We start from the raw sequence: 21,692 nt of genomic DNA, 5'->3' as shown, positions 1-21,692 counted from the left end.
ACTAAAAAGTTAATTACGATTTTCTGATATACTTTGATGTCCAGGATGAACTTTGATTCCCGGAAATTTGGAAGCGATCCTATTCAAAAACTTAAGAGCCTCTCCGTTTTTCTCCTGATTTTCGGTAAAGTCTCCGGGAGGAACTTGGTTTTCCCATCCCCAACTCGTATGACAAGAGTCTCCTAAAAGAAGTTGAGGACCGGAAGAACTCTTTACAAGAAACGCAAGACTTCCGCGGGTATGGCCTTCGAGGTGAAAGATCAAAAGCGACTGATCTCCGAAGAAGTCAAGAACTCCGGGAGAATTCTCCGATTCTTCGAATACGAGTTCCGAAAGATTCGGATTTTTTCCTAAGACGTCGTCCGTCGTTCCACGAACAAACACATTGATAAAGCGTTTTCCGGTCGCTTCTTTTGGTCCGATAAAAATCGGAAGACCGGAATCAAAATCGGCCGTCCCCAAAATATGATCCAGATGCATATGAGTTAAAAAGATTCCTTCGATTTTTTTAGGATCCTTTTTGAGCCACTCGTCTGCGGTGATCTTAATCTTCAAAGCGGCCGTGTTCATTGCCGAAGCAACGATAGCCGAAACAGGCCAATCCTTTGGATCCTTCCTAAAGTTTTTGGAGATGCCCGTATCGATCACGTATCTTCCGAATTTCGGATGATCGATTACATAAAAATAAATCTGAATCGGTTCGGGCCCTTTTTTTAAACCGGTCGCCTTTGGATCGTTTAAATTGATCAGTCCGGCGCGATCCACTTCCCAATCCGCCGCGACGAATTTTTGAAATGCGATAGGTCCCTTTCCATCCTGATTCAAGTTTTGCAAAGAGAAGGGTTTGCCCAATGGAACCGATTTGGATTGGTGAGAGGTCACCGAACAGGAAAGAAAGAAAAAAAGAAACGAAATTCTAAGAATATATTTCATACTCTTAGAATTTTTATTAAACGGAAATGAGCAAGGTCAATTTGAAAACATCCTCTGAAAAATCGGAACGAAAAAAATCGAGAAACGATTTTTTTGGGAACTAAATCCGCTGATTCAAAAATATTCGAAACGAATGTAGAAAGAATCCCTTGATTCAATAATCGAAAATATGATCCAGTTGATATCCGTTCTTACCGGAGTTGATTAGAATTTCATGAAGTCTTTGAACGGGTACGATCAAAGCAACACGTTTCCAATTTGGAACTGTAAGAATTTCCCATTCGTAGAGAATCGTTTCCTCGTTTTGAAAATCAACGCCTACGGGAACGCGGAGTGTCAAAAGAATTTGACGATTCCCTGCGATTTCGACGAAGGAAACTTTTTTTTCAACAAGTTCCGGAACGGCCCGAGTAAACCCCTCATATCTCGGAATGGAAAGAATTTTACTTCCGCCGTTTTCCTTCACCCAGGCCTGGATCTGAAATGTTTCCGGCGCGTAAACGCCTTCCGTTCCCATCCCGATTAACTTTCCGTAAACGGCTTTTGCCAGGAGTTCGGTGGAAAAGAAAATTCTTCTTTCGTATCTTCGAACCCGGCTCGTATTTTCTCCGTCCTCGATCTTCCAGAATTCCTTGAACTTTGTATAGAACGGATATTCGTACCAAGGACGCAGACGGACAAAATCCGTGTATTCCCTTGCAACTTTCTGCATATAAGCTTCCACTTTCATTTCAGCGTTAGGCGCGTCGTTATCGGAAAAAAATTCAGTAATTCTTCCGATCGAATTCTCATACAATCCTTTGATCAGAAGTTCGGCGGAATAACTGACGCCGATCACGTTGATCATCAGGTGATAACCCCAGTTGAATTCGTAAGAACTCCAGGTTTTTCCGATTACACGTCCGTAAATTTTCCAGAATTGCGCGATACTGCTGAAATAAGGAAACTCACTCGGTGGAGAGTGTTTTAGAAAATCCGCATATTCATCCGAACTAAAAACGATATACCATTCCGGAAGAGTTAAAAAAGTCTGATCTTCGTTTCGGACATAATCTTTTAAAGAATCCAATTCTCGGCGGATCGTTCTGTCATCCGGGTTGTGAAAGTAGTATTTGTCCCAGAGTTTATTTCGAAATTTGTATTGAGGATCTAATTTTCTCTTGAGCGCGAAATAACGCCCCGAATCAGGATACGCTTTTTCAAACTGGGAAACCGTCGCGTGCAATTGATAAGGAAGATAATACGCGCCGCCTACGCTCACCACCGCGTCGATCAATTCCCGGGTCCATATTCCGACTTCCTTCTTTGCGCTTTCGTAAACTCTTTGTTTATAATAGATCACAAACGAAAAAACTTCCTTTCTTCCCCAGGCCAAATAAGATCCGGAGTCCTGTTTCGCGTGACGTATCGAAATGTTCATCACATTCGCGTCGTGTTTCTGAAGAATAGTCCGCATCAACGGATAGAATTCGTCGAACTTCTCAACCGGAACAAAATATTCTTGTAATACGTATGTGCTGATTCTGCGAGTGGGAGGTTCCAATTCTTGAACGTCGTAGCTGGCTTCGTAGTTTCTCCAGACGATTCTATCTTTGCGATAGTACAAAGGATCGAGAACTGCCTCTCTCAATTCTTTCCCATAAGGAAGTTCGGTTAACCAAAAATAGATCAGATTCTCCAGCCAATAACTTTCCTTGATGGGAACGATCTTATCCGGAACCGTAACCGGCTCTTCGGTTTCCTCCCATGTAACCGAGTTTACGTTTTCATAGGCGGGTGGATAAATATCTCCGTTGTGAAACTGGGCCTTCGAATTGTTTCTTATATTTTCAAAAAAGAATTTTTTGTATTCGGTGATCGGCAGCTTCTTTACAAATCGTTTTACTTTTTTATTTTCCGTAAGCTCCAGCGTGACTTCTACTATCACTCCGAGTCCGCCGTAACCTCCGATACAACCGTAAAAGATTTCGGAATTTTCTTTTGGACTTGCGGTTACGAGTTTACCGTCGCTTAACACAACTTTGATGGATCGAGTCGAAAGAATCATCGGTCCGTAACCCACATATCTTCCGTGGGCGTTTACGCTCAAAGATCCGCCGACCGTAAAGTTCGAATAGGTTTGTTTGATCTGAACCGAAAGATCAAACGGGTCGATCGTTTCCTGGAGTTTCCTCCAAGTGATTCCCGGTTCGACGGTGATCAATCTTGTCTTAGGATCAAAAGATAGAATCCGATTGAATTCTCTGGTATCGATAAAGAGCGAGTTCTCGGTGGCGATCTGACCGCCCATTGAAAATCTACCGCCTCCGATCGAAATCGGTCCTGAATGTTTTTTGACTAAGTCCTGAATCTCGCTTATGCTAGTTGGAGTGACAACTTGATTGACTACGATCGGATTGATCTGGGTCACGTCGTTGACGATCGTCGGATTCGCGTAAGAAGAACTTACGAAGATAAATAAGAGAAGAATAAACTTTTTCATCGGTGTCTCACAAAAGCCATCAGGGTATTTTTAGTCGGATCCCCTTTTTGTAAAATATATCTGCCCAAAGGTTTCAGTCCGAATCGGCTACATCGTTCTTCGATTTCGGCTACCGAAGTAAAATTTCTCACCTGAGTCGAGGTTTCTTTCCACGAGATTTCCAAACCTGCGTTATACACATCGTGGGCCAAAGCGACGATGTGTTTCATCTCTTTGGAATTTACGTCGTGATCTCTCAATACGAGTTTTCCTCCGGGTTTTAAGACACGAGCGATGGACTCGATAAATCCGTCCATACGAATGGAAGGAGAATGATGAAATCCGATAAAATTCGTAACCAAGTCGACACTTTCGTTTGCAATTGCTTTTTCGGGAATCGGATCGTAATCGCCCAAGGAAACAAATTTTCCGGCTTTCGCGATCTGTCCCCTTTCCACCAAATCTTCGGGGTTGAACTTAGGTTCTTGATCGTTTAGAATAAAAATTTCTCCGTCGATCTGAATTTTCTTTTTGAGGCCCTTTACGTATCTTCCCGTAGTTCCGATTTCAAGATAACCTTGATAACGGCTTCCTTCTCCGAGAATTTCAACGACCTCTTTCGAAATTTCTATCTTTTGTTTTTTGAGAGCCGGAAGAGCGTAAGTGATAATTCCGGCAAACGGTTTAATCTGAGGAAGTTCGGCGAGAATCGCTTCGTAGATTTCACGATCGTTTCGTTTCGATTTAGAAAGTTCGAATATAAGTTTATGAAAACGTTCTTCAGGATAGAGATGATATACGTTTTTGAGGAATAGAAAAAAATCGTCCCTCAGCTTCGGATCCAAATAGACGTTTTTAAAATTGGAATTTTCATTCCCGAAAGGAGAATTCTCATCCTTAGAAAGAAGATCCAAACTGAGACCGCTTAGAAATAAGTAGAAAAAGGATTTTAGAAACTGCTTTCGATTTAGATCTTTCATCGTCCGCCAGACTGAAAGATCTAAATCATTTACACAATTCTAATTTTGAAATCGCGAGTGATCGTTTTACTAACGTGAAATCAACCATTCTCCTTGAATCTTTGATACAAAGATAGGCACGAAGAATCCGATCTTCCTACTTTCGATCGGATTCTTTCCTGCCCACACTTTCAAAATACTCCTAAATCCTTTTTTAAGATCTTTAACCTCGTCGTCCTGAGAATAGTATCTCGCCCTTGCGAATTCCTTGGTTCGGAATTCCATCAGTTGAAGAAGTTCTTTTTCCTAAAATCACTTCGTAGGCTCGATCGGTTTGACCCCGTTTTGATCTCTTCTGTATTTCGAAATCGTTTCATAGGCGAGTTTTCTCACACGATTGATTCCGCCTAACGGACGATGTTCCGATAAACTGTGCCAAGGATTGAGGGAAAGATTTTCGCAAAATCGATCCTGTTCGACTGTGGCAAATTCTTGAATCGGGATTTCGATCTTGGCGACGGAAACAAAAGGAGAATCGGTTTCGTTCCAGTGAACCGCGGGATCTTCCACCGGCATAGAAATCGGATTTCCTTGTTTCTGAATCATAAATTCGAAACAAGCGGACTTCTCTTTTAGATGAGAAATCATCGTTTGACGAAGATAATTTTCAGCGGGAGAATCCGGCGCTTTCAGTTCTTTTATTTCACAAGGTTTCGCCGAATATTTTACCGCTACCGATTCTTTTCCCAATCGATAAGGAGTCGTACTCCAATAACGGATTTCTAATACGTCCGGAATTTTTTTTCTTCGGATCGAAATGGATTCTTTCAGAGCGGTGAGTCTCCAATTCCAAGGCAAACCTCCGAAAAAGTAAGACATAGGTTTTTTTGCAAACGCGGCTTTGAACAAGGAAAGATATTCTTCGGGCGCGCCTGAAGGAAGAACCGGATGATTGATCAAAAGAAAATCTTGAGTTCTTTTTTCGTCCTCCGCCAACTTAGGCCCGTCCACTCCCATCAATTTGATACCCATCCCGCGAATGTCTCCTTCGAAGTCAGGCTTCTTTGTGATCGAACCGTTCGAAAATCGAATCCATATCGGATACGTTTTCGGAGAATTGAATATACCAACTTTGAATTCTTCCGGTATTGTAGAGGAGATTGAAAAGGAACCTTTCACGCAGCCGTGAGCAAAAGGATGTGCGTCTCTTTTCGCTTCCGAACCTTTCGGATATTTTTCTTTCAAAGAAGAAATCAAAAGCGCTAACGTTTCTTGAGTAGTGTTTTCTTCGCCTGGAAAAACGAATTCCGCTCCGGGTTGTGTATCTTTCGGAATCGCAACCCTGGGCCCCTGCCCGACCCAAAATAACAAAACGAGTAAGAATAAAATTCCAACCGTTATAAATCCGATCTTCTTTAACATCATTCGCTCCGACGGACTAGAATCGTCCCGAGGATAAAATCATAGATTTCGAGAAATTCTTCTCTTTTATTTTGAAAGGACGTTTCTTTCGACTTCAGAAAAATTCGAATTCGATTCTTTCTAAAAAACGGGAAGTTTTCGGATTCTCCGGAGGTTTTGATTCGGATTGAGAATCCGATCAAAAAAACCGAAAAGTAAGAACAGCGACGTCGATTCTTCTTCAAGTGACATAGAAATCGGTGAAATTGTAAAAAAACGCGTCAAAAATCCCGTTCCGATTCGGTTTTTTAGTTGAAAAAGCGAAATCAAACAGCCACAGAAGTAACGGGACACCCATGGAAATAACCGTACAAGACGATATTCACATCATTAAAATTGCCGGATCGATTCTTCAATCCGATAGTGAAGAATTAGACCGAAACCTGAGTGAACACAATTTCGACCCTAGTCCAAAGATCATCATCGATCTTACGGAAGTGAGTCATATCTGCTCTACTGCGTTAGGCATCATTGTCTCCTACAAAAAGAAATTCAAAAGCGCCGAAGGCGATATCATAATCGTCGTAAACGACGAAGACCTTTTGCAACTTTTTGAAATTACGATGTTGGATAAAGTTTTCAAAGTGGTCCCGAACATTGAAGACGCTTTTGACGAATTCAAACTAAACCGTTAAATCGCTCTTTGAAGCAACTCGCTCTCGCCACAAACAACGCGCACAAAGTAAAAGAAGTAGGCTCGATCCTTAAAGAGTTAGGCGTTCAGATTCTTACACCCAAGGATCTGAACGTTTCTTTCGATGCCGAAGAAACCGGTTCCACCTTTTCCGAAAACGCTCTGATCAAAGCCAGGGAATTATTTAATCTCACCCAAATTCCATCCATCGCGGATGATTCCGGAATCTGCGTCGCAGCGCTCGACGGCGCTCCCGGGGTCTATTCCGCAAGATTTGGCGGCGAAGGACTGGATGACAAAGGAAGAGCGCTTTTACTTTTGGAAAAATTAAAGGGAAATCCAAATCGAAGGGCCTACTACTCATGTGTCATCGCGTTCGTGGACGGAAAAACGGAAAGGACGTTTGAAGGAAAGTGTGAAGGAACGATTTCGGAAGAATACGACACGATCGGAAAAAACGGCTTCGGTTATGATCCCGTTTTTATTTTTCCTAAGTTTCAAAAACCGTTTTCTCAGGTTTCCGATTCGGAAAAAAATCAGGTTTCACATAGAAAAGAAGCCCTGATCGGACTCCTTTCCTTTTTAAAAACCGCTGCGAACTGATCGAATTAGAATATCAGAATTTTACGATTATCGAAAATACTCCGATCAATCCGACGATCCCCCCAAATATCCATCTTGTCTGGGTCGCGATCATCTTGTGAATCTCCGCGATTTCCGATTTCATTTCCGAGCGATGATCGGCAAAATCCGCTCGAAGTCCCGAAAACTCGGAACGAAGACCTGACATTTCCAAACGGATTTGATTTGTTTCCTCCGTGAGACGACGCTCAAATCGATCGGTAACAATTTCGATCGTATTCGTTTGATTTTCTCCAAAGGAATGGTTTAGGAAATCCACAAATTCCACCGTACCTTCCCGACCTAAAACCTCTCCCAAACGTGTGGGCACCTTTTGAACTAACGCTGACATACGCATAGAATGCTCCAAAAAATAAATTCGGGCAAGAATTATTTTTCTCCCCGTAAAATACGGTTCCGAACCGGCGTAAGAACATTCCATTTTTTGAATTTATTTTTCGAAATTTAGAAAAAAAATCCTAGTTTCAAAAAAATAAAATTCAAAACATTTTATCAAAAATGAATTCGAAAGGGTAAATTATCAAGCAAGGAAAAAGCAAAAAGTATAAAAATTAAAACCGAGTTATAAAATAATGAGATCCGTCTACGAGATCATAACAATAAAAAATCCTGAATTGAATTTCTCAAGTCAGCTCTTCAATAGGAAATTTTTTAAAAGAAATCCCAAATCCTTATACCGCGTTGTTCCAAACGTGCCGCGCTCCTTGATCGATTGCTTGTTCGCATCTAAGAATATACAAATGGGTCGCCCTATCGTTTAAATTGATTTCCTGTACCTTTTTCATATAATCGATACAACTCTGATAATTTTGTTTCATGTATTCCAATACGGCTTTTTCAAATATTGGCTTTGTATATAATTTTAATTCCATTATAGTCGGTTCCGTACCGTCGATAATTTCATAAACACAAAGATGATCGCTCTTTCCTTTTACCGTGATCGTATCTAACAAACGATAATTGTATTTATCTGGATCAGGAAGTCTATACATCGTTTGTTCGCTGATAATGATCTTAGAACCGTAAATTTTGGTTAGACCTTCGATTCTAGAAGAAACGTTGACTGCGTCTGAAATCACCGTCCCTTCCATTCTTTCGTCGCTCCCGATCGTCCCCAACATCATCTTTCCATAATGGATTCCGATTCCGATCGTAATGGGTCTGTAGTTGGATTTAACTCGATGTTCGTTGTAAGTAATCAGATAATTCTGCATTTCTATCGCCGCGTCGACGGCATTTTCCGGACTTTCTTGAAACAAAGCCATGATTCCATCCCCAAGATACTTATCTATATAACCTGAATGAGACTGAATGATCGGGTTCATTCTTTTTAGATAAGAATTTAGAAAGTTAAAGTTTTCTTCCGGAGTCATCTTTTCCGAAAGTTCAGTAAAGGAACGTATATCAGAGAACATCACCGACATTTCCTTTTCTATCTGATCGCCTAAACTCACTTCTAAGATCGAATCTTTTCCTAAGTTATTTAAGAATTCCTTGGGAACAAAACGAGCGTAGGAAGTATAAAGTTTTGTCAACTCCTCATTCTTATTATACAATTGTTCGTTTAGAGTTTCGGTGCGGGAATGAATCTGGGAAAAACGGATCGAAAGAGAAAACGCAATGGAAAAAAGAAATAACAAAAATCCGAATTCCATAAACGAATTCTGATTTATATATCCCATATAGGAAAAAAAGCCGTGGAGCAGACTGAGAAGAAGAAGAATAAAGCCCACCAGCATAACCTTACTCTCATATAAATTCTTATTTAGATTTCGAATCGTATGATATAAACCGTAGAAAATGGAAAGGAAAATGTTAACGATAGAAAGCGGCAGCAAATTTCTCCAGAAAAAACCGATAAAAGAATATTCGTTTTCTCCGGAAAGAATTGGAATATAAGAAAGGATAAAACAAACGTAAATCACGGATGTAAAAACGATAAAAAGTTTGGAAAGAATCGAAAGACTGGATCTAAAAAAATCATGAAAGAATAGAATCATAAAAACCGAAAAAAGTATGATCCCTGTTCCGTTCAAAAATTGATTAAACCATGCGTTGTTATAAAACCAATAAGTAATCGTCCTGTATCCGAAAGTTTGTATTCCGGCGAGAAGGCAAAGGATTCCAAAATAGAGATAGTGTCTTTCGGTCTTTCTTACCGAATAAAAGAGGATATGATATAGACCGCAAAAAGCGAAGAAGCCGAATAAAATCGAAGCCCAAATCAAATGAAGATTGAATCGTTTTCGAATGTTCTGTTCCAAACCGATATAAAAATCGGTCAACGCAAATCCGCCTAAACCTCCGGCGCTTCTGATTCTTACCGAAATTACGTTTGGAACTCCGGTTTTTAAAAAAGAAGAATCGATCGTATAAACGTCGTTTCTCGTATCGGATCCAAGAAGATCGCCGCTTTCGGAGATTTCCCCTTTTTTTCCGATCAAACGGCCGTTGAGAAAAAATTCATGAGCGTTTTCGATATAAGGAATCATCACCGCTAGATTCTTACCTTCATACGCCGAAGAGAGAATAAAATTCATCCGAAACCAACCCACACCATCGTAATCATATCCTTCCAAATGCCAACTGCTCGCAACCTCAAAGAGACTCCAATGTGTATGGTAATAATTCGGTTCGGAATATGCAGCGCCGTCTATAGGTTTAAAATACCAGCGTCCGTTCATCGAATAATCTCGAGACGGGTTTTCCATCTTCAACGTTCCGAGTTTTACTTGGGCCCCCAGTTCTGAAGACCAAATCGTTAAAACGAACGAAGTTAAAAAAGAAAGTAAAAGTTCAAAAACAAGTTTCGACGAAATGGGAAAGATCCTCCCTCCGTTTGATTTCGGTTTCAAAGACAAAGAATCGCGACGTTCGGTATTTTCGTTTAAGGTCGGTAGAATCGAATTCATGATTTAATTTTTATTCCAACTTTGAGCAAATCGGATAAAAAGGAAAGGACGCCAAATTACGGGAAGTTCTTATGAAAAGACGTTTAAGAATCATCTTTTGCACTTTTTATCTTTGTCGAATTGTAAATAAATTTTCGAACAAAAGCCACTGTATTTATAAATGAGTTTGGACGGATTCCATGTCGTATTAATATTTATAAGTATACAACTGCGCGAGGCGAGAGAATATAAAAGATATGTTTTATTTAAGACTACTTTGGAGAAATAAAAAAACCTACTTCGACGTTTCGAAATAGGCTTCGTTTTTTTCTCGATTCTTAGATATTAAAAATCAAGTCGAGGAGAATTGGTTTAAAAGGATATTCAGGTTTCCGCAAGAACGGGACCGCCGGACAAACGTTTGTAAAATTCCGCACCTTCTCTTTCGAGAAAATCTTCATAACTTCCTTTAAAATCCCGAATTCCTTCCGTGGAAACTTCGATTACTCTGGTAGCAAGAGAGGAAACGAATTCGCGGTCGTGCGAAACGAAGATCACGGTCCCTTCAAAGACGGATAACGCGTAGTTCAGAGCTTCGATCGTTTCCAAATCCAAGTGGTTGGTAGGTTCGTCAAGCGCAAGAAGATTGTCTCCCGTCATAATCATTCTTCCGATGATGATCCGAGATTTTTCTCCTCCGGAAAGAACGCTTGTCGGTTTTTTAGCCATATCTCCGCTAAACAACATTCTTCCTAAAATCGCGCGAATCTCTTCCATCTCCGTTCCCGGATCTGCGTAACGATAGAGCCATTCTACGATCGTATCGGCGTCTTCCACGATTCCTTCTCTGTGATCCTGAGGAAAAATGGAAGCGGTAACGGAATCCCCGATCACAACTTTTCCGGAATCGGGTTCGAGTTGTTTCATCAGAGTTTTCAGAAGTGTAGTCTTCCCTACTCCGTTGGTTCCGATGATCGCGATCTTCTCACCCTTTGTGATGTTGGTCGTGAAGTCCTTAAAAATAGGACGGTCATAGGTTTTGGAAATATTCTCCGCGAGAATCACATCCTTGCCCAGAGGTTTTTTGATTTTAAAACGAATGTATGGAGAAACCCGAGAGGAAGGTTTTACGTCGTCGAGTTTGATTTTTTCAATCTGCTTTTGTCTCGAAGTGGCCTGTTTCGACTTACTCGCGTTCGCGCTAAAACGGGTTACGAACTCCTGAAGCTCGGCGATTTTTTCTTTCTTCCGTTTGTTCTCGTCCAAAAGTCTTTCCCGAGCCATCGTGGAAGCTTCCATGTATTCGTCGTAGTTTCCGGGATAGATTGTAAGTGATTGATAGTCCAAGTCGGCGATATGAGTTGCGATGGAATTGATAAAGTGACGGTCGTGGGAAATCACGATGACGACGCCGCGATAGTTGATTAAGAATTCTTCCAGCCAGTGAATGGTCTTGATATCCAAGTGGTTGGTAGGTTCGTCCAAAAGAAGAACTTCCGGTTTTTGAAACAAGACCTGCGCCAATAATACTCGGAGTTTAAAACCTCCGGTCAAAAAGGAAAGAGTCTGCGTGTGACTCGAGGTGGGAATTCCCAAACCTTCCAGAAGTTCTCCGGCGGTGCTTTCGGCTTCATAACCCCCGAGTTCTCCGTATTTTTCTTCGAGTTCGGAAACTCTCATTCCGTCCTCGTCGGACATCTCAGGTTTCGAATAGATCTCGTCTCTTTCCTTAGAAACTTCCCAGAGATCCTTATTTCCCATGATCACGGTATTGAGTACGGTTTCGTTTTCAAACTCGTAGTGATCCTGTTTTAAGTATCCTACTTTCACCCCGGCGTCGATGGAAACCGCGCCGTTGGCGGCTTGTTCGAGGCCCGCGAGAATTTTCATAAAGGTGGATTTACCGGAGCCGTTAGCGCCGATCAATCCATAGCGGCAGTTTTCCTTAAATTTAACCGTGACGTTCTCAAAAAGAATTTTTTTACCAAAGTTTAGGGTTAATCCGGAAGTGCTGATCATTTGAGAATACCTGCCAGGGGGAGAATCATGACCATGATTTTCAAGGTAGGGTTTTTTGCCAAGAAAAAGGAGAATTAAGAAGTTTCGAAATTCAACCGAAGGTTAGAATGTATGCGCTCAAAACTTCGATCCATTCTTCCGTTGATTCTGAGTTTTCCGTTTCTTACCGGTCTTCAGGCCGAGGATAAAATATTCACGGGAAAGATTCTCCAGTTCGGAAAGTTATTGAGTACGGAGAACTCATTTATCCCGATCGAATCGAACGAAATCACGGGCGAACTTTCCAAACTCAACGATAAGACCGTTCGGATTCTTTGCAACATGAAAGGTTCCACTTGTAATCCGATACGATACGAAATCTATCCATTCCTAAACACGAGCGAAATCAAACCTTGGACGATCAAAAAAATTCCGGACTATGTAAATCATAATATATTTGCTTTCAATCCAAACGCTTCTCCCGATGGGAAGTATCTTTTCTGGACCGCTTATATCAAACGGGGCAAGTCCGGAACTCAAAAGATCTGGTTTTCCAAACTCGACGAAAGAGGATTTTGGGAAGACGGAAAAGAAATGGGTTCTCCTCTCAACAACGAGATGCCTTCCGCGGTTATTTCAGCCTTACCCGGCGGGAACGAACTCTTCGTCTTTGGAACGTTCGGCGAAAAAGAATTGTTGGACGAACTCGGTAAAGAATTCGAATCCAAAGGTGAAGCGGCCGCCCGTTCTTCCAAAAACTCGAACGAATACAGAAAAAAAATCGAAGAACTCAGAAACGAATACGACGATAAATCAAAACAGATCACAAGAAGAGTTCCGCTCTATAAAAGTTTTAAAGAAAAGGAATCCTGGTCGAAGCCGAGTATATTAAAATTTCCTGATTTTTATAACCTCTATAGAAAAAAAAACGACTCGAGTCAGGAAGTGTTCGGCGGTTCCACTCTTTCTTCCTCGGGAAGAATTTTGATCTATTCTTCTCAACACAAAGACGCTAAGGGTAAGCTTGATCTTTACGTGAGCAGGATGTTATCCGATGGAACCTTTCCTCTCGGAATGAATTTAGGAGAAGTGATCAATTCCGAAAACGAAGAGATGGCTCCTTTCCTTGCGAGCGACGATAGAACTCTTTACTTTTCCAGCGACGGTCATAAAGGACTTTCCATCTATATGACAAAAAGAATCGGAGACGGTTGGGACCAATGGACAAAACCGACCGAGGTTTCCGAAAATCTAAAAGGTGTGAATTTTTTTTCCATTCCGGCGAACAGCGACTGGGCCTATATCAGCAAAGAAGGTCAGTTGTTTATGGCGTATCTTCCAAAGGAGATGCGTCCGGATAAGGTCGTTGTGATCAACGGGAAAGTCGTCGACACGGACGGAAATCCGCTTTCCGCGGAGATATATTACGAATCCTTAAAGTCTCACGAGAAAATTGGAAGCGCAAAAAGCGATCCCGCAACGGGTAACTTTTCAATCGTTCTTCCGTTCGGTGAAAACTACGGTTTTTACGCGCAGAAAAAAGGATATCTTCCCGTTTCTCAAAATCTAAACTTGAGTTCTAAGAAAAAAATTCCCGAAAACGTGGAAGTTGTCTTACAACTGCCTCCGATCCAAGAAAGAGGAACGATTCAAATCAATAACTTATTTTTTGAATCAAAAAGTTTTCAGATCGCTCCGGAATCCGCTCCTGAGTTGGATAGGCTCGCGGAGATCGTAAAAGAAAATCCGGAAATCGAAATTCAGATCGAAGGACATACGGATAACGTCGGTAAGAAAAAAGACAATCTCCTTCTCTCCGAGAAACGTGCGTTAGCCGTCGCCGAATATCTTTCCAAAAAACATTCGATTCCGATCGGAAGGATCCAAACTCGCGGCTTTGGAGACGGCGTTCCTTTGTATAAGAACGATTCGGAAGAAGGGCGTCGGAAAAATCGGAGAGTAAACTTTACGATTTTGAAAAAGAAGTGAGAGTGTGTGAGATCCCCCATTGATTTTGCTTTCGAAGGACCCGCACCTAAAAGAATAGTTTTATTTATGGGAGTTCCTACAAAAGTTTGGATTCCATTCTAAAGGTTCTTTTTAAGAAAACGTTCGGGACGCCGTTGTCGTTTTGTTTCTCCGAAAAAACAAAGGATGGCGGCTTCCCGTGGAGTTCCCGCATTCGTTTTCGTAGAAGAATTCGCTTTTCCGGTGTAAGGAAATGTAGGAACTCCTAATTTTAAGGAAATTTCCAAGATTTCTCTTCGGATTGTTCCCCGTTTCATCCGCTTAATTCTCGGAGTTCCGACTTTGATTCAGCTTCAGAACAAAGGCCAATGATTTTTTATAGGAGTTCCTACTTCGATTTCCAGAGATCCCACTTTCAACCCGGGGAAAAACAAGTCTTGTCGGAGTTCCGACAAAACCCCTTTTCTCAAAATTCATTTGACAAATTTCAAAATTCACCTGGGGCATCCTCGGAAACTCGTTCAAAAGAATTCTAATACTTTACAAGGATTTTGCGGTTTCTATTGTCTTTCTCTGAGATCAATAGAGATAAAGAGGAAACGATGGCATCCGGTAACGAGAAACTATTCTCCATTTTACATTCCCTAAAAAAGGGAATTCAAAATCTCTTCCTTTTTTCGAAGGCCCATTGGAAACAGATCCTAAGATACGGCGCGATCGCCGCCCTTTCAATCGGTTCCTTTTTGATAGGCGGCTCTTACGTGGTCTGGTTGACAAAAAAGGACGAAGTCGTTTCCAATCTTGATAAATTTAAAAATGAAGTCAGCAATTACTACGAAGTCAGTCAAATTCGTTCCATTCGGATTTTAGATCGAAATGGAAAAATGATCGGAGAATTTTCCAGAAGAAAGTTCAAACCGATCCGAACAGACAATCTCGCAGAACATGGAAACATCGTCTGGGCGCTTCTATCATCCGAAGACCGTGAATTCTACAACCACCACGGAATCAATTACACGGCTCTCATCAGAGCTCTGATTATCAACCTCACTACGTTTCAAAAACAGGGAGGTTCGACTCTTACACAACAGCTCGCAAAACTCACCCTAGATTTAGGAGCGAGAAACATCTTCAATAAAATTACGGAATTCTACTGTACCTTTTATCTCGAGAGTCAATTCGATAAGAACACGATTCTCGCCATGTATCTCAATCGAATTTTTCTGGGGGAAGGAAACACCGGAGTAGAAGAAGCGAGCCGCTACTATTTTAACAAGGCCGCGGCCGAGCTCACTCCGGAAGAAGCCGCTATGCTCGTAGGAATCATTCCAGCACCCTCCAATTACAACCCGGTCCGAAGTCTCAAAACGGCGTTAAAAAGACAAAAGCTGGTATTGGTTCCGATGGCGGATAACGCGCACTTAAATCCAAATCCTTCCAAAGTAGGAAAAAACTTTTCAAACCTTATAGAATCGAATCTCAAAAAGTTTAAAGCCATTTATAAAGTCGAAATCACAAAAGACGGAGAGAAAGAATTCTATTCTTCCGAAATAGCAAGATACGGTTTTGATAAGGACTTTACCGTCAACCTCGCTCCCGATTTTAACTATGGAATTCGCCAGCATATTCTGGACACGTTTTCCGAAATCGACATTGAAACGAGAGGAATGAACGTTTATACAACTCTCGATTACGAAAAACAAGACGCTGCGGAAAAATCTCTCAGAGAAGGAATCGAATCCGTCCGTAAAAAGTTAACCGAAATCAAATCGGCCTATCAAAAAAAGAACAACGCCGAAGAAGTAAGAACACAACAATCCATCATAGACAACATGAACGGTTCCCTTATTTCGATCAATCCGAGCAACGGTTATATCGAAGCGATGGTGGGTAGTTACAAAATTTCGAATATATTCCGGCTCAATCGTGCGGTCTCCGCGCTCAGACAACCGGGTTCCACGATCAAAGCTCTCGTATATGCGATCGCTTTTGAAAATCGAATCGTCACTCCTTCTTCCAAAGTTGTGGACGAGGAAATCAATATCCGGGGATATTCTCCGAAGAATTGGTATAAAGGTTATCGGGGTGAAATCACGGCAAGGGTCGCTTTCGCGCAGTCCATCAATACGGTTGCAGTAAAATTGTTAAACGAAGTCGGAGTCGGCGATTTTTTGGAAAAAATTTCCATGATCCTGGATATCGATAAGACGACCTTGGAAAAAAGATTTCAACCCAATCTTTCCCTCGCCCTCGGTTCGGGAGAATTATCTCCAATGGAACTCGCCCTTATCTACGCAACCATCGCCAACGGCGGGAAAAAAGTTACGCCGATTCAAATTTTAAGAATCACGGATTTTGAAGGAAGTGAAATGTTTTCGACTCCTCTCAAAGGTCCGGAAGAGGCGATTCAGATTTTGGATCCGGTCGCTTGCGCGGAAACGATAAATCTTTTGGAAGCGGTGTTAAGCGAACAAGGAACTATGAAACTCAGAGTAAACGCTGAAGATTCGTTTCCGATGGGTGGAAAAACGGGAACGGTCCAATCCCCGAAAGAAGCGCGTAAAAAATGGGGATCTCGCAAAGGAGTCAGAGACGCTTGGTTCGCCGGTGTAAATCCGGACTTGGTTACAACTGTCTGGATAGGGAACGACGTTGGAGCTCCCTTCGAAGGTTCCGGTTCCGCGATCAGCGGAAACATCTGGTTTCGTTACGTGAATTATATCGCGAGCAATATCGGCTTTTCGGATTCTTTGATCAAGCCGTTTAACGGTGATTTTGTGAAAGTGGACGTCTGCGGAGATACGGGTTCGCTTCTACATTCATCCGTTCCCTGCGCACACCCTCTTTATGGACAGTACTATTATATCGGAGAACAACCCGCTCCTCCGGCCGATGCGACTAACGCAGCGCAGGAAACCGCAACTCAAGAAAACGGCGCCGCGATCGGAGAAAGAAAAACCGCTTCGCCGCAAACCGAAGAAGGAGATGAGGATTCGGTCGAGCTCGAACTTCCGGAAGTTAAAGAAATTCCGCCAAATTAGAATACCGTTTTGCTCTCTCGGAAATGAGAAACGTTTCATACGGAGACCAGAGGAAAACCCAAGGATATTCTTTCAGAAGAATTTGGAGCGCCTTAGAGGTTTCCGATTCTAAATTCAAAGAATCGGATTTCCTCGTTTTGGAAAATAGAATTTCCAATTCGGAATTTTCATAATGAGCGCGATTGCCTCCGTTCCCCTTGTCTTTACCGGAAAATAAAGGATCTATAAAGTTCCAAGCGCCGGGAAGATCCGCGTACCAAAAAAGTAACGTTAGATCTCCTTTTCCCTCCGCGTTCTCTTTATAAAGAATCGCCTTTTCCAACGGACGAATTTTAATCTTCAATCCGATCTCTTTTAGAAAACCGGCCAAGGCCAATCCGTTCGCGCTATTCTCCTCGTCGCCGCGCATTCTAAAATCGATTTCTCTTTCCAAAATTTTTGGATAACAAGAGGACTTTTTGAGATATTCGATCGCGAGAATTTTCGAATGACCGGACACGGCGCCGATCTCGGAATTCTTATTTAGAATTTCCTGACGAGTCGTTTCGGAAACGGTTCCCTGGGGAACGGAGCCGAACGTCGGGTCTGCGTTTCCTTCGAGCAATTTTTGAATCACAAGATTAGGATCGATCGCCGCATTGATCGCCTTTCTAAAATTGAGATCAAAGCAGGGTTCCTTTGCTTGGATCGCAATGTATTGAACCCCGCTCCCTTTTCTAAAATACAAATTTTCTTTTTTTAGATTCGGATTTTTGAGTAGAAAATTGGGAAGACGCATCAGATCCATTCTTCCCTTGGAAAACAAAAACACGCCGGTAGAAGCGGATGCCAAAATTCTCAAACGAATTTTTTTGGGAAGGTTTCCGTGAAAGTGAGGATTTTTTTCCAAGAGGAGATAATTGTTCTTTTTCCATTCTTTCAAAACGTAACGACCCGCTTTTGGAATCGGCGAAATATTATTTTTTTCTAATGTTTCAAAGGATTCCGCATCGAGTGGATCCGATTCGTTTTGTTTACAACATACGATCGCGGACGGAGGTAAAGAAAGAGCGTCGACGGCTTGTCTGAGTCCTCCGGTGATTTTTAGTTCGATCTCCTTTTCTCCGATAACGGTAGTCCCTTTCAAAAAGGAATATTGATTCCTTCTCGGTCCCGGCGTGTTTACGAGTCGATCCAAAGATTCTTTTACGTGCCTCGCTCTTAATTCTTCTCCATTTGTAAGAAGATGGGTTTTGAGTTTGAGTCGGAGGGAACGAACTTCGCCGGAACCTTTCAACTGAAAGGACTCCACAAGTGGATCATCTTCTTTTCCGTCCGAAGTTTTTTGAAATAAAAACGGATATAAGAATTTGCCGAGAGTTCTCGAAGACAAATCCGTTGAAAACAAAGGATCCAAGCTGATCGGATCCGAAGGAATGGAAAGAATCAATTCTTCCGGATCTTCTTCCCGCGAATTACAAGCGGAAAAAAGAAGGGACAAAACAAGGATTCCTGCAAAAAAGGGTTGAGAAGTATTCAAAAGACTAAACCTGTCCAATGAACATCTATAAACGGCTCCTAAAGTATTCCTTCAAGTACAAATACAGACTGATTTCCGGGGTCGTACTTTCTTTTCTCGTTTCGGTCTTAAACGGAGCTTCTCTCACCTCTTTGATACCGATCTTCGATTCCCTGGGAACCGGAGAAAAGACGAGTTTTGAAATTTCCCTCACAAAAAAAGATAGGGCCCTCATCCAACGTTACGAAGAAAAAGATACTTTTTCGAGCGTAGAATCCATCGAACTCAAACTTGCTCAGTGGAAGATCAAACTCAATTCTTCTCTGAAAACGATGAGCCACGACGAACTCGTTTTGCTTTTTTGTTTTATCGTCTTTCCGGTTTATCTACTCAAACTGATCTTCTTGGCCGCCGCCGTATATTGTATCAACTCGGCGGGTTATCTAGCGATTCGGGATCTAAGGGCGGAGCTTTATGCTAAGGCGCAGACGCTTCCTCTCAACCATTTTGTACAGGAAAAAACCGGAATTTTGATGAGTAGAATCATCAACGACGTGGAAGTCCTCGGTAAACTGATCAGCTCCGATCTCAAAGACGCGATCATCGATTTTTTTTATATCATCACACATTTACTTCTTCTTCTCTACTTGAGCTGGAAAATGTTTTTGGCTGTTTTTATCATAGTTCCTCTCGTGATGGGACCGGTTTCGGCGTTCGCCGATAAGATACGAAGGGCGACCCGAAATCAACAAGAACGTCTGTCCTCGTTAAACGGACATCTGCAAGAAGTGATCTCCGGAATTCGTGTGATCCGCGCCTTCTCCATGGAAAAAGCCGAAGCGGATCGATTCCGGGAACTCAATCAGGATCTTTCGGACAAAACGTTCCAAGGACATTTTTATCATCAGATCGGCCCTTCTTTGACCGAATTGTTCAGTTCGATCGTCGCGGTGATTTTCCTAAGTTTCGGCGCGTATCTCATGGAAGATGGAACGTTTTCGAGAGGGATGTTTATGGCGTTCTTCCTAACGTTGATTTTTTTGATGAGACCTTTCAAACAGATGAGTATGCTCTCCAACTCGATTCAGAGCGCGATTTCCGCCGGTGAACGAGTATTCGAACTTCTTGATCAGGAAACTGACGTTAAGAATCCGGAACATCCGAAATTTTTAAAGAAGATGGTAAAAGGAATCCGATTCAAAAACGTAACCTTCAGTTATCCGGGTTCCAAAAATCCCGCGATCCAGGAAATCAATCTTGATATTCCAAAAGGAGAAACGATCGCACTTGTAGGAGCTTCCGGAGCCGGAAAATCCACGTTAGTCGATCTTGTCCCGAGACTTATCGACCCGCAGGAAGGCGAGATCTATTTGGACGATATCGATATTCGAGAACTGGATCTGAGCAATCTCAGAAAAAGAATCGGAATCGTAGCACAACAGGTTTTTCTTTTTAACGGAACGATCCGAGAAAACATCTGTTACGGAAATCAAGGCGTCACCGACGAACAACTCTATGCTGCGTGTGAACAAGCCTTCGCGATGGAATTCATCGTTTCGTTTGAAGAAGGATTTGAAACGATAGTAGGTGAAAGAGGAGTTATGCTTTCCGGCGGTCAAAGGCAAAGAATCGCGATAGCAAGGGCCCTTCTCCTAAATCCTGAAATTCTTATCCTGGACGAAGCTACTTCGGCGCTCGATACTGAATCGGAAAGACTCGTTCAACAAGCGTTGGAATCCCTTTATAAGAATCGAACCGTAATCATCATCGCTCACAGACTTTCCACCGTTCAGATCGCGAACCGGATCTTTGCGATGGAGGACGGAAGAATCGTAGAATCCGGAACTCATTCCGAACTGATCCAATTGGACGGAAAATACAAAAAACTCTACGACATCCAATTCGCCGAAACGGCGGAAAACGCTTCGATTTAGAAAATTCTAATTTACTCATGAAGTCCTTCACCGTTTTTTCACTCATCCAAGTCCTATTATTTCCGATTTTTTACGCGCTTTCGTTCGTTTATCGAGGCATCTTTCTGCTCGATCAGAAATTCACGGCTAAAAAAAAACTTCCCGGAGCCTTTGTGATCAGCGTTGGAAACCTATCTATGGGAGGAACCGGCAAAACCCCGTTCTCCATTTTTCTCGCTAAAACGATTCATAGAGAATTTCCGGATAAAAAAATCGTTCTTCTTTCCAGAGGTTACGGTTCTACAAAAACGAAAAACGGACTTAGGGTAACACAACAATCCAGTCCCAGAGAAGCGGGAGACGAACCCATACTCTTAAAAAAACATCTTCCCTTTGCGGAAGTATGGATCGGTCGCGATCGTTACGCGTCCTATCTTCGTTTTAGGGAAGAATTGGGAATTCAAGAGGAAACGATCGTCATTTTGGACGACGGTTTTCAACATCACGTATTGGAAAGAGACGTCGACATCGTTCTTTTAGATTCGAGCAAAATTTTTACAGAAAGATTTTTGATTCCCGCCGGTAATTTGAGAGAACCGTTTTCGGCCCTTTCGAGAGCCGACTGGATCGTGTTTTCAAAATACGAACCTTCGGTGGAACGTGTAGTTCAGAATTTACAGAAAAAATTCTCAAAGGGAATCTTAAGATTTTCCTTAGAACCGGACAAACTCTTGTCGCCGAATTTAAAATTGGATTCCACAAAACTTTTATACGGGAAAAAAGTTTATGCGTTTACTGCGATCGGAAATCCCGAAGTTTTCTTTTCGATGATCCGAAGTTTTCATCCGGTTGAATTGTTGACGAGATCGTTTAGAGATCATCATTCTTATACGATGGAAGATGAAAACGAACTCATGTCGATTTCGAAATCCTTTGACTTCGTGATCTGCACCGAAAAAGATTTGGTAAAAATTTCCGAACCTCCGGAAAATCTAAAAATTCTTATCTTAGAAAGTAAACTGGATAAAGAAGACAAACTCATTTCATCCCTTAAGAATCAAATCGTATAACTTCTTTCTCGGAAGATAAATTCACTCTGATTTTTCTACCTTGATCCGCATCTTTTCATTTTTTAAAAAAGAATTTCGTTCCATTTTGCAAGTTATAGATTTTTGTTTTTTATTACAAATGTGATCTCAATTTGAATCGATTCCTCAAGTTTCTAAGAAAAATTTTTTCTTTCTAATTTGATTCTTAAAACGTTAAATCGAATTGCAGGATTTAAGCTGTGTG

At 41.8% G+C, this 21,692-nt stretch carries 14 protein-coding genes; 6 read left to right on the top strand and 8 right to left on the bottom strand.

All coding sequences use genetic code 11. From position 1 onward, the window contains the following. Positions 1 to 9 precede the first annotated feature (9 nt). The 4 genes from JWG44_RS14610 to JWG44_RS14595 form a co-directional block, all read right to left on the bottom strand. Complete coding sequence (locus JWG44_RS14610; RefSeq protein ID WP_205275746.1) at positions 10 to 933, bottom strand: MBL fold metallo-hydrolase; 924 nt, start codon at positions 931 to 933, stop codon at positions 10 to 12. A gap of 154 nt (positions 934 to 1,087) precedes the next feature. Further along, positions 1,088 to 3,415, bottom strand: a complete 2,328-nt coding sequence (locus JWG44_RS14605; RefSeq protein WP_205275745.1) for an FAD-binding oxidoreductase — start codon at positions 3,413 to 3,415, stop codon at positions 1,088 to 1,090. Beyond that, positions 3,412 to 4,374 carry a class I SAM-dependent methyltransferase gene (locus JWG44_RS14600; RefSeq protein WP_205275744.1) on the bottom strand — a complete coding sequence of 321 codons (963 nt, stop codon included), beginning with the start codon at positions 4,372 to 4,374 and terminating at the stop codon, positions 3,412 to 3,414. Before JWG44_RS14600 ends, JWG44_RS14605 begins: the two co-directional genes overlap by 4 nt. 291 nt (positions 4,375 to 4,665) lie before the next feature. Continuing rightward, positions 4,666 to 5,775: a catalase family protein gene (locus JWG44_RS14595; RefSeq protein ID WP_205275812.1), complete on the bottom strand. Its 1,110-nt coding sequence runs from the start codon at positions 5,773 to 5,775 to the stop codon at positions 4,666 to 4,668. Between the two features lie 335 nt (positions 5,776 to 6,110). Here JWG44_RS14595 and JWG44_RS14590 point away from each other — a divergent pair, with 335 nt between their 5' ends. Together JWG44_RS14590 and rdgB are read left to right on the top strand one after the other, a co-directional pair. Then, on the top strand, positions 6,111 to 6,449 hold the full coding sequence (locus JWG44_RS14590) for an STAS domain-containing protein (RefSeq protein WP_069606120.1): 339 nt from the start codon (positions 6,111 to 6,113) through the stop codon (positions 6,447 to 6,449). 8 nt (positions 6,450 to 6,457) lie between these two features. After that, positions 6,458 to 7,051 (top strand): RdgB/HAM1 family non-canonical purine NTP pyrophosphatase, encoded by a 594-nt coding sequence (rdgB, locus tag JWG44_RS14585; protein WP_205275743.1) that lies wholly within the window; start codon positions 6,458 to 6,460, stop codon positions 7,049 to 7,051. Positions 7,052 to 7,064: 13 nt separating this feature from the next. Here rdgB and JWG44_RS14580 read toward each other — a convergent pair whose 3' ends face one another. The 3 genes from JWG44_RS14580 to JWG44_RS14570 form a co-directional block, all read right to left on the bottom strand. After that, positions 7,065 to 7,421: an LA_3696 family protein gene (locus tag JWG44_RS14580; RefSeq protein ID WP_205275742.1), complete on the bottom strand. Its 357-nt coding sequence runs from the start codon at positions 7,419 to 7,421 to the stop codon at positions 7,065 to 7,067. 340 nt (positions 7,422 to 7,761) lie between these two features. Then, positions 7,762 to 9,801 carry an adenylate/guanylate cyclase domain-containing protein gene (locus tag JWG44_RS22325; protein ID WP_232371656.1) on the bottom strand — a complete coding sequence of 680 codons (2,040 nt, stop codon included), beginning with the start codon at positions 9,799 to 9,801 and terminating at the stop codon, positions 7,762 to 7,764. A 564-nt stretch (positions 9,802 to 10,365) separates the two neighbouring features. Further along, entirely contained in the window at positions 10,366 to 12,000 is a 1,635-nt protein-coding gene (locus tag JWG44_RS14570; RefSeq protein WP_205275741.1) for an ABC-F family ATPase, read from the bottom strand. A gap of 111 nt (positions 12,001 to 12,111) precedes the next feature. Here JWG44_RS14570 and JWG44_RS14565 point away from each other — a divergent pair, with 111 nt between their 5' ends. Together JWG44_RS14565 and JWG44_RS14560 are read left to right on the top strand one after the other, a co-directional pair. After that, positions 12,112 to 13,968, top strand: coding sequence for an OmpA family protein (locus JWG44_RS14565; protein WP_205275740.1), 1,857 nt, complete (start codon positions 12,112 to 12,114; stop codon positions 13,966 to 13,968). 581 nt (positions 13,969 to 14,549) lie between these two features. Beyond that, complete coding sequence (locus tag JWG44_RS14560; RefSeq protein WP_205275739.1) at positions 14,550 to 16,988, top strand: transglycosylase domain-containing protein; 2,439 nt, start codon at positions 14,550 to 14,552, stop codon at positions 16,986 to 16,988. Here JWG44_RS14560 and JWG44_RS14555 read toward each other — a convergent pair. Continuing rightward, positions 16,966 to 18,525 (bottom strand): ABC transporter substrate-binding protein, encoded by a 1,560-nt coding sequence (locus tag JWG44_RS14555; protein ID WP_205275738.1) that lies wholly within the window; start codon positions 18,523 to 18,525, stop codon positions 16,966 to 16,968. The genes JWG44_RS14560 and JWG44_RS14555 overlap by 23 nt on opposite strands. Between JWG44_RS14555 and JWG44_RS14550 the strand changes: the two genes are divergently transcribed. Further along, positions 18,525 to 20,420: an ABC transporter ATP-binding protein gene (locus JWG44_RS14550; RefSeq protein ID WP_205275737.1), complete on the top strand. Its 1,896-nt coding sequence runs from the start codon at positions 18,525 to 18,527 to the stop codon at positions 20,418 to 20,420. The genes JWG44_RS14555 and JWG44_RS14550 overlap by 1 nt on opposite strands. 17 nt (positions 20,421 to 20,437) lie before the next feature. Next, entirely contained in the window at positions 20,438 to 21,469 is a 1,032-nt protein-coding gene (gene lpxK / locus JWG44_RS14545; protein WP_205275736.1) for a tetraacyldisaccharide 4'-kinase, read from the top strand. Positions 21,470 to 21,692 lie beyond the last annotated feature (223 nt).

Origin of the sequence: Leptospira ainazelensis, assembly GCF_016918785.1 — a bacterium.
Classification (GTDB): domain Bacteria; phylum Spirochaetota; class Leptospiria; order Leptospirales; family Leptospiraceae; genus Leptospira; species Leptospira ainazelensis.
The sequence above is the reverse complement of the archived record's forward strand: the minus strand, read 5'-3'. Positions and strand labels throughout refer to the sequence as shown.